General features: G+C 75.3%; 8 protein-coding genes. 6 read left to right on the top strand and 2 right to left on the bottom strand.

Features of this window, described 5'->3' with window-relative positions; genetic code table 11:
- Positions 1–103: 103 nt before the first annotated feature.
- Positions 104–874 (bottom strand): fused MFS/spermidine synthase, encoded by a 771-nt coding sequence (locus ACH9D2_RS14295; protein ID WP_396363472.1) that lies wholly within the window; start codon positions 872–874, stop codon positions 104–106.
- A 76-nt stretch (positions 875–950) separates the two neighbouring features.
- Positions 951–1,565 (bottom strand): cyclodeaminase/cyclohydrolase family protein, encoded by a 615-nt coding sequence (locus tag ACH9D2_RS14300; protein ID WP_396363473.1) that lies wholly within the window; start codon positions 1,563–1,565, stop codon positions 951–953.
- Positions 1,566–1,751: 186 nt separating this feature from the next.
- Here ACH9D2_RS14300 and ACH9D2_RS14305 point away from each other — a divergent pair, with 186 nt between their 5' ends.
- The 6 genes from ACH9D2_RS14305 to ACH9D2_RS14330 all read left to right on the top strand — a co-directional run bounded on the left by ACH9D2_RS14305 (position 1,752) and on the right by ACH9D2_RS14330 (position 9,483).
- On the top strand, positions 1,752–3,662 hold the full coding sequence (locus ACH9D2_RS14305; protein WP_396363474.1) for a pyruvate kinase: 1,911 nt from the start codon (positions 1,752–1,754) through the stop codon (positions 3,660–3,662).
- 32 nt (positions 3,663–3,694) lie between these two features.
- Entirely contained in the window at positions 3,695–4,669 is a 975-nt protein-coding gene (locus tag ACH9D2_RS14310) for an acyl-CoA thioesterase (protein WP_396363475.1), read from the top strand.
- 107 nt (positions 4,670–4,776) lie between these two features.
- Positions 4,777–5,592 carry a di- and tripeptidase gene (locus ACH9D2_RS14315; protein WP_396363476.1) on the top strand — a complete coding sequence of 272 codons (816 nt, stop codon included), beginning with the start codon at positions 4,777–4,779 and terminating at the stop codon, positions 5,590–5,592.
- 173 nt (positions 5,593–5,765) lie between these two features.
- The gene (locus ACH9D2_RS14320) at positions 5,766–6,761 is read left to right on the top strand and encodes a glycerophosphodiester phosphodiesterase family protein (RefSeq protein WP_396363477.1); all 996 of its coding nucleotides are present in this window, start codon (positions 5,766–5,768) and stop codon (positions 6,759–6,761) included.
- 120 nt (positions 6,762–6,881) lie between these two features.
- The gene (locus ACH9D2_RS14325) at positions 6,882–7,793 is read left to right on the top strand and encodes an FAD:protein FMN transferase (RefSeq protein ID WP_396363478.1); all 912 of its coding nucleotides are present in this window, start codon (positions 6,882–6,884) and stop codon (positions 7,791–7,793) included.
- A gap of 19 nt (positions 7,794–7,812) precedes the next feature.
- A complete protein-coding gene (locus tag ACH9D2_RS14330) occupies positions 7,813–9,483 on the top strand; it encodes an FAD-dependent oxidoreductase (RefSeq protein WP_396363479.1) in 1,671 nt (556 codons plus the stop codon).
- Positions 9,484–9,525 lie beyond the last annotated feature (42 nt).

Below are 9,525 nucleotides of genomic sequence, written 5' to 3' on the forward strand. Positions count from 1 at the left end.
CGGTGTCCCCGGCGGTGTTGCCGGTGGTGTTCTCCGTGGTGTTCTCCGTGACGTTCTCTGCGGTGCTCACAGCACGCTCCTCGGCTCGGCGGTGTGATCCACGCTACAGCCGGGCGAGCAGTTCCTCCAGGCCGAGACCGTCCAGGACGCCCGCCGGGTGCGGTCCGGCCGCGGCGAAGGCGTCCGCCCACTCCCGGGGGAGGTCGCGGCGCCCGCCCACGAGGACCAGGTTGCCCGGATAGCGGCCCGTGAGCAGCCGCTCCTCGGCCAGGCACCACACGTCGGCGAGCGCCGCCCGCATGCCCCGCGCCTGATCGGCGAAGAACGCCAGCCCGGGGTCGTCGCCCACGTTGACGACCAGCACCCCGCCGGGCGCCAGCAGCCGGGCGGCCTCGGCGTAGAAGGAGGCCTCCGTGAGGTGGGCGGGGGCGTCGCGGCCGGAGAAGACGTCGAGGACCACGAGGTCCGCGGTCCCGGGGGCCACGACGTGCGGCAGGGCCGCCCGGGCGTCGTCGACCACGACCCGCACGTCCGCCCCCGCGGGCAGGGGCAGCGCCTCGAGGACGAACGCGGGCAGCTCGCGCTCGAGCTCCACGGCGACCTGCACCGAGCCGGGCCGGGTCGCCGCCACGTACCGGGCGAGCGTCAGGGCCCCGGCGCCCAGGTGGACCGCGGTGACCGGCGTGCCCGGCTCCGCCACGACGTCGACGACGCCGCCGATCCTCCGCAGGTACTCGTAGAAGATCTCCGCGGGGTCGGAGAGGTTCACGTGGGACTGCTCGGCACCGCCGATGGACAGCACGAACCCTCCCTCGGTGAAGCCGTCCGGGGTGATCTCGGCGTGCACGCCGGCGTCCTTGAGGTATCTGCGCATGCGCCCCATTCTCCCCGGGCCCGGGTCCCGGGGGTGGCGCCCTCCCCGCGGACGCGGGCGGCTGAGGGCCCGTCCGTCAGCCCCGGACGCGCTCGCGGATCCGCCGGGTGAGCTCCGCGGCGTCCTCGACGGCCTGCTCGCCCTGGGCCAGCCCCGCCCGCAGCTCCTCCCGGGTCCCGGCGTCCTTGAGGGAGCGGACGTTGATCTCCAGCGTGACCATGGCCGTGGCCACCGCGGCCCGGGCGGCCTCCGAGGCCGCCGCCAGGTCGCTGAGGACGTTGGGGTTGCACCAGCCAGTCAGTTCGCGCGCGAGCGCGACGACCTCGGCGCCCACCCCGATCAGCTCCCGCGGGGGCCCCGCGGCGCCCGCCGTGGCCTCCTGGACCGCGCGCGAGCGCTCCGCCTTCTCCTCGTCGGTCTCCTTCGGCAGCCCGTAGGCGGCCGAGAGCGCGCCGAAGGCCTCGGCGTCGTCGTCCGCGAGGCCCAGCGCCCGCGGGATCAGCTCCTCGGCGCGGTCCGCCGCGCGCTCGGCCCGGTCCGCGTGCTCGGAGCCCGTGGAGTAGCGGGCGGACATCGCGAGCAGGGCGGCACCCAGCGCCGCCTGCAGGGCTCCCGCAGCGCCGCCGCCGGGGGCGGGCTCGCCCGAGGCCATGCGCTCCACATAGGCCCTGATGTTCTCCGAGTTGATCACGGCGGTTCCTTCCGGTGGCGGGGCACCCCGCTCACCGCGGGCGCGGGCGGGGCGGTGACGTCCGCACGAGCCTAGCCGCCGGCCGGCACCGTGGGCAGGTGCGCGGCCCCGGTTGCCTCGTGTTCAACCGCTGTTCGTCCGGGTCGCCCAGGATCGGCGCTGACAGCGGAACGGACGAGGAGGATCATGAGGAGTCAGCGGATCGACGGCGGCCGCGACCGGGCGGACCCCGCCCACGGCCACGGGGAGGAGCACGGCATGGCGAGCACGACCGCCCGGCAGGAGCGCGCCGCGGAGCTGCTCGAGCGGGTCCTGGCCCTGGTCGACGTGGTGGTCCGGGCCCGCCGCGCGGCCGTGCCGCAGCTCGAGCGCGTGAACCCCCGCCACCGCCGCTCCGCGCTGAACCTCGTGGACTACGTGGCCGTGCGCAGCCAGGACGTGCGGGACCTGCAGCGGGACCTGAGCAGCCTGGGCGTGTCCTCCCTGGGACGGATGGAGGCGGGCGTGATGAGCCACCTGGGCGCCGTACTCGAGACCCTGCGGGCGCTCGCCGGCCGGGCGGAGGAGGACGTCGAGGTGCCCGGGCCCGTCGTGGCGCCCGACGGGCCCGGCCTGCCCGGTGCGGAGGTCCTGCGCCGCAACACCGCCGCGCTGCTCGGCCCTGGCCGGGACGGGCGCAGCACCCGGATCATGGTCACCTTCCCGTCGGAGGCCGCCGGGGACCCCCGGCTCGTCGAGGACATGGTCCGCGCCGGGATGGACGTGGCCCGGATCAACTGCGCGCACGACGGCCCGGAGCAGTGGGCGGCCATGGTCGAGCACGTCCGGGCGGCCGAGCGGACCCTGGATCTGGAGGTCCGCGTGGCCATGGACCTCGCGGGGCCCAAGCTGCGCACCGGACCGATCGAGCCCGGCCCGCAGGTCGAGAAGATCAAGCCCAGCCGCGACAGCAGCGGCAGGGTGACCGCCCCCGCCCGCCTGTGGCTGGGCGAGGCGGATCCCGCGGTGGACGACGACGCCCCGGCCGTCCCCGTGGCCGACGCCGCCTGGACCGCGGCCCGCACCCCGGGGGAGAGGCTGCGGCTCAAGGACGCGCGCGGCTCCGGGCGGACGCTGCGGGTGCTCGAGGCCACCGGGCCCGGCGTGCTGGTCGAGTGCTCCAAGACCGTGTACTTCGCCACGGGACTGGCCGTCGGCGCCGAGGACGGCACGGAGGGCGTGCTCGGCGAGCTCCCCGCCGTCGAGCAGTCCCTGCGCGTGCGCGCGGGGGACACCGTGGTGCTGACCCGGGACCTCACGCCCGCCCCGGTCCGGACCGAGAGCCCCTACCGGATCGGCTGCTCCCTGCCCGAGGTGTTCACGGACGCCCGGGAGGGCCAGCCGGCGTGGATCGACGACGGGAAGATCCGCTGTCGGATCACCGCCGTGGAGCCCGACGAGATCGCGCTGGAGGTGCTGCAGGCCGGCCCCGAGGGCACCAAGCTCAAGGCGGGGAAGGGCATCAACCTGCCCGAGACGGACCTGCGCGTCTCCGCGCTCACCGACGAGGACCGGTCGCACCTGCCGTTCGTGGCCGAGCACGCCGACATCGTCAACATGTCCTTCGTGCGCTCGCGGGAGGACGTGACCGACCTGCTGCGGGAGCTCGAGCGCATCGGCAACACCGCCCTGGACGTCACCCTCAAGATCGAGACCGTGGGCGGCTTCGAGGCCCTGCCGCCCATGCTGCTGGAGGCCATGCGGTGGCAGGACGTGGGGGTCATGATCGCCCGCGGGGACCTCGCGGTCGAGACCGGGTTCGAGCGCATGGCCGAGGTGCAGGAGGAGATCCTGTGGCTGTGCGAGGCGGGGCACGTGCCGGTCGTCTGGGCCACCCAGGTCCTCGAGTCCCTCGCCAAGAAGGGCCTGCCCTCCCGGGCCGAGGTCACGGACGCGGCGATGGGCCAGCGCGCCGAGTGCGTCATGCTCAACAAGGGCCCGTTCGTGGTGGACGCGATCGAGGCCCTCGACGACATCCTGGTGCGGATGGAGGGGCACACCCGCAAGAAGTCGGACATGCTCCGCCGGCTCAACGCGTGGGCGCCGCTCGTGGAGTGAGCCGTGCCACGACCCGTGCCACACTGGGGGGCATGGCCGCACGCGACACCGCCGTTCTCCGCTTCCTCGCCGCACCGACCGACGCCGGGCGCACCGGCACCGTGGACGGCGGGCGCGTCCTCGAGTGGATCGACAAGGCCGCGTACGCGTGCGCCGTGGGCTGGTCCCGGGCCTACTGCGTCACGGCGTACGTGGGCAACATCCACTTCGACCGCCCGGTGTGCGTGGGCGACATGGTGGAGGTCTCCGCCAAGATCGTGCACACGGGCCGGTCCTCGATGCACATCCGGGTGGAGGTGGCCTCCGCGGACCCCCGCGAGCACGGGGTGACGCTCAAGGACACGTGCCTGATCATCATGGTGGCCGTGGACGAGGACGGCCGGCCCACCCCCGTCCCGCAGTGGGCGCCCGAGACGGAGTACGAGCGGCAGCAGTCGGCCATCACGCAGCGGCGGATCGAGCTGCGCAACAGCATCGAGGAGCTGATGGGCCAGCAGCGGTACACGGACGAGGGCACGGCCGAGGAGACCGTGCTGCGCTTCCTCGCCGCCCCCACGGACATCAACTGGGGCGGGAAGGTGCACGGCGGCACGGCCATGCGCTGGATCGACGAGGCCGCGTACGTGTGCGGGGCCCGGTGGGCGGGCCGCCCGGTCATCGCCGTCTACGCCGGGGGCGTCCGGTTCTACCGGCCCATGCACATCGGCCACCTCGTGGAGGTCCGGGCGCGGCTCATCCACACCGCGGCCCGCGGCCTGCACATCTCCGTCAACTGCTGGTCCGGGGACCCCGCCACCGGCGAGCTCGCGCTGACGACCAACTGCCTCATGGTCATGGTCGCCCTCGACGACCAGGGGCACGCCCTGCCGGCCCGGCAGTGGGAGCCGGTCAGCCGGGAGGACCGGGACCTGGACGCGTTCGCCCGCGAGCTCGTGCGGCTGCGCGCCGAGTTCCCGGACTCCTTCCAGAAGGTCGATCCCTCCGTCTCCCGGCTGCCCGGGAGCTGACCGGGACCCGTCCTCCGCCATCGGCGAATCCCCGGGACCCGATCAGCCTGCTGTGCATATAGTGGGCCGAGAACCGCCGTCCCGGCACCCCACAAGGAGAGCACGCCATGGACCTGAATCCCCTGAACAACGCGTTCGACGACGAGGGCAACCCCAAGCCCGCCATGAACAAGCTCCTCGACACCGTGCTGCGCGTGCAGCGGCCGGTGGTCCTGAGCTTCGTCCAGAAGGAGCGCGCCGAGCACCCGGACGAGACGCCCGAGCAGATCGCCGAGCGGCTCGAGAAGTTCTACGTCCGGTCCGTGACGATGGGCGGCGGGGCCGTCGGCGCCACCGCGGTGGTGCCCGGCATCGGCACCGTCGCCTCCCTGGGGCTGTCCTCCTTCGCGGTGGTCGGCTACCTCGAGGCCACGGCCCTGTACGCCCAGGCGATCGCCGAGCTGCACGGGGTGCACACCGAGGACCCCGAGAAGACCCGCACCATGGTCATGGCCCTCATGCTCGGCGAGGACGGCCGCCAGGTCATGAACCAGATCCTGGCCAGCGGCACCAAGGGCAGGGGCATGATGTCCTCCTGGGGTCTGATGATGGGCAAGGACGACTCCAAGGCCTTCGACGTCAGCCGGATCATCCGCAACATGTTCGTCAAGCGCTTCCTGCTCAGGCAGACCGGAGCCGTGTTCGGCCGCGCCCTGCCCTTCGGGGTGGGCGCGATCGTCGGCGGGGGAGCGAACCTGGCCATGTCCAAGCAGGTCGTCTCCGCGACCCACGAGGCGTTCGGGCCGCTGCCCACGACGTTCCCCGCGGAGCTCGACCTCGAGGAGCGGGCCCCCCGGTTCGACGACCGGAAGGGCCGGAGGGGCAAGCGGGGCCGGAAGGCCGACACCGCCGCGGCCCACGGCGAGATCACCGGCGAGCAGTAGGCCCGGCACCGCGTTCCCGCACCGCCCGCAGCACGACGACGCCCCGCGCTCCGCGGGGCGTCGTCGTCGTTCACGACAGCTCCGCCGGGGCGTGGCCCCGCGTTCACCGTGCCTCCCTAGCCTGGGGCGTGAGCGGGGCCCACCGCGTCCCGACCGACAGCCGAGGGAGCGCAGTGCGGCCGATCGTCTACGCCCACCGGGGATCCAGCGCGGCCTTCCCGGAGCACACCCGGGCCGCCTACGTGCAGGCGCTCCTGGACGGCGCCGACGGCGTGGAGTGCGACGTCCACCTCAGCCGTGACGGCCACCTCGTCCTGCACCACGACGCCCAGCTGGGCCGCACGAGCGACGGCCGCGGCCCCGTCTCCGCCCGCACGCTGGACGAGCTGCGGCGGCTCGACTGGACCTCCTGGAAGGGCACGCGCATCCCGCCGGGCCACGGCGCGCCGGACCGCCAGCTGCTGACCCTCCCCGAGCTCCTGGACCTGCTGCGGGGCGCGGGCCGGCCCGTCGGTCTGGCCGTGGAGACGAAGCACCCCAGCCCGTTCGGCCACCGGCTCGAGGAGGAGGTCCTGGGCCTGCTGATGCGGGAGGGCTGGGACCCCGAGACCGGGCGGCTGGACGACGTCACGGTCTCGCTGATGAGCTTCCACCCCGACGCCGTCCGCCACTTCCTGGAGACGGTGCCCGCCCGGCACGTGTGCCAGCTCGTGGAGACGACCACCCGCCGCACGGTCCAGGACGGCCTCCGCGTGGGCCGCACGGCCGCGGCGGTCCTCCACGCCGGCATGCGCCTGGTGGTCCCGCCGGCGCTGCCCGTGATCTCGGCGGACCTCGTGGACCTGGTCGGACCGGGCCTGGACTTCGTCCGGGCCCGCCCCGACCTGGTGCGGCAGTGGCGGGCCGAGGGCCGCGTCCTGCGGGTCTGGACGGTCGACACCGCGCGGGACGTGGTCCTGTGCCGAGCCCTCGGCGTCCAGCAGCTCACCACGAACCGGCCGGCCGACGTGCTGCGCTGGGCCGGTGCGCCGGCCGGGATCCCGGCCGGCGTCCCGGCCGGCGCTCCCTTCGGCGTCCCTGCCGGAGCGCCGGTCGCGGGGGTCGTCCCGGGGGTCGTCCCCGAGGTCGTCCCCGGCCGGTCCCGGTCCGCCGCGGTGACGGTCGGGTAACGGGCGGTCACGTCACCGCCCGCCGGGGCGGGGCGCGCGTAAGCTCGTCAGCACCTGCCCGTTGTCCCGCCCCTCGCCCTCGTCGCGCGCCTCTCCACCCCCCACCGCCAGGAGACGGTCATGCCCACCCCGATCCCGCCCCGCGCCCCGGACGCCGGTGCCGTGCGCGCACCCGCCCCGGACCTCCAGGCCGAGGCCCTCCGGCTCGCCGAGCGCGTGCGCCGCGAGGTCTCCCGGGCCGTCGGCCCCGAGCGCATCGACTCCGAGCTGTCCCTGCTGAACCGGTTCGCCGAGCACGAGGACGTCGACGTGGTCGTCGGCCCCGTCCTGGCCGAGATCGTCGCCGCCGCCCTGCTCGCCGCCCGCCTCACGAGCGGGCTCGTCGACCCCACCACCGGGGCGGCGGCCTGGCGGGCCCTGGACGGGCTCGCCCCGCACCCCGCCCCCGGGATCGGGCGCCTCGAGCTGGACGTGCCCACCCGGCGGCTGCGCATGGGCCGCGGCACGGTCCTGGACCTCGCGCCGATCGCCGACGCGTGGGCGGCCGACCGCACGGTCCGGGTCTTCGCGCAGGAGCACCCCGGCCACGCGCTGGTCGCCGAGGTCGGGCAAGCCTGCGCCGTGGGCGGGCCGCCCGCCGCGGCCGCCGCCCTCGTCGGGGCGGCGCCGACGGCCCCCTCCCCGCGGGCCGCGGGCCCGCATACCGGCGTGGACGCCGGGGTCCGGGCGGCTCTCGTCGAGCGCGGCCGGCGGGGCCTCGCCGTGGTGGAGCACCCCGGGAGCGTCCTGGTCAACCCGGTGACGGGTACCGCCGCGGCGAGCCCGTGGGACCGGGTCGTGGTCGCCGCGCCGAGCGCGGTCGAGGCCCAGGCCTACGCCCGCGCCGCGCACGTGCTGGGACGGGACGCCCCCGGCTGGGTCGAGGCGTGCGGCGCCGACGGCGAGTTCACCGGGTCCCGGCCCGGCAGCACCCTCCGGCGCCGGTTCCGGACACCCGGCTGGCCGGGGCGGACGGGACGCACGGCGGCCTGAGCGCCGCTAGCATGAGCCCATGAGAATCGTCATCGTGGGCGGAGTCGCCGGAGGAATGTCCGCGGCCACCCGTCTGCGCCGACTGCTGGAGGACGCCGAGATCACGGTGTACGAACGCAGCGGCCACGTGTCCTTCGCCAACTGCGGTCTGCCCTACCACGTGGGAGGCGTCATCGAGGATCGCTCCGCGCTGCTCCTGCAGACCCCGCAGTCCCTCGGCGCCCGGTTCGGCCTCGACGTCCGGGTGGGGCACGAGGTCGTCGGCGTCGACCGGGACCGGCACGTGCTGCGCGTCCGGGACCTCGCCTCGGGCCGGGAGGAGGAGCAGGGCTACGACGCCCTCGTCCTCTCCCCGGGGGCGGTCCCCGTGCGCCCGTCCGTGCCCGGCATGGAGCGCGCCCTCGTCCTGCGCGACATCGAGGACACCGACGCGGTCGTGGCGGCGGTCCGGGACGCCCGCTCCGCCGTGGTCGTCGGCGGCGGCTACGTGGGCCTCGAGGTCGCGGAGAACCTCGTCCACCGCGGCCTGCAGGTCTCCCTCATCGAGGCCACCCCCCAGGTCATGGCCCCGCTCGACCCCGAGATGGTCGAGCCCGTCCACACCCTGATGCGCGAGCACGGACTCGACCTGCGGCTGGGGGCCACGGTCACCGAGGTGGGGGTGCGCACCGTGACGCTCGACGACGGTACGGAGCTGCCGGCCGACGTGGTCCTCGCCGCGGTCGGCGTCCGCCCGGACAGCACGCTCGCCCGGGCGGCGGGCCTCGAGGTCGGGGAGGGCGGCGGCATCGTCGTCGACGAGCACATGCGCACCTCCGACCCGGACGTCTACGCCGTGGGGGACGCGGTGGAGAAGCGCGACGCCCTCGACGGCTCCGCCACGCTCGTCGCCCTGGCCAACACGGCCAACCTCCAGGGCCGGCTGGTCGCCGACGTCATCGCCGGCATGGACGTGACCGACCGGCCCGTGCTGGGCACCTCCGTGGTCGGCGTCTTCGGCCTCACGGCTGCGGCCACGGGCTGGAACGAGAAGCGGCTGCGCGCCGCGGGCCGACCGCACCGCGCCGTCCACACGCACCCCGCGAACCACGCCGGCTACTACCCCGGGGCGGAGGGGATGACCCTGAAGCTGCTCGTGGACCCGGAGGACGACGCGATCCTCGGCGCCCAGGGCGTGGGCGGGGCGGGCGTGGACAAGCGCATCGACGTCATCGCCACGGCCATCACCGGCGGGATCGCGGCGGCCGACCTCGCCGAGCTCGAGCTGGCCTACTCCCCGCTGTACGGCTCCGCGAAGGACCCCGTGAACATGCTCGGCTACATCGACCGCAACCACCGGGACGGGCTCGTCGAGACCGTCCAGTGGCACGAGCTGGACGACCGCCTCGCCGCCGGGGCGACCCTGCTGGACGTCCGCACCCCCGGCGAGCACACCTCGATGCCGATCCCCGGCGGGATCAACATCGAGCTGGACCAGCTCCGGGACCGCCTCGACGAGCTGCCGGAGGGCGAGCTCGTGGTGCACTGCCAGGCCGGCCTGCGCGGCTACCTCGCCGCCCGCGTCCTGGCGCAGCACGGACGCGACGTCGTCAACCTCGACGGCGGCTACCTCACCTGGGCCGCCCGGCCGGACCGCGCCGCGGGGACGCCGTCCGGCGACGACGAGGACCGGGGCTCCCCGGCCGGCTGAGCGGCCCCGGGGCGCGCTGCAGCACGAGGCCCCCGTGCGGGG

It is taken from the genome of Kocuria rhizosphaericola (assembly GCF_044462205.1).
Classification (GTDB): Bacteria; Actinomycetota; Actinomycetes; order Actinomycetales; family Micrococcaceae; genus Kocuria; species Kocuria rhizosphaericola.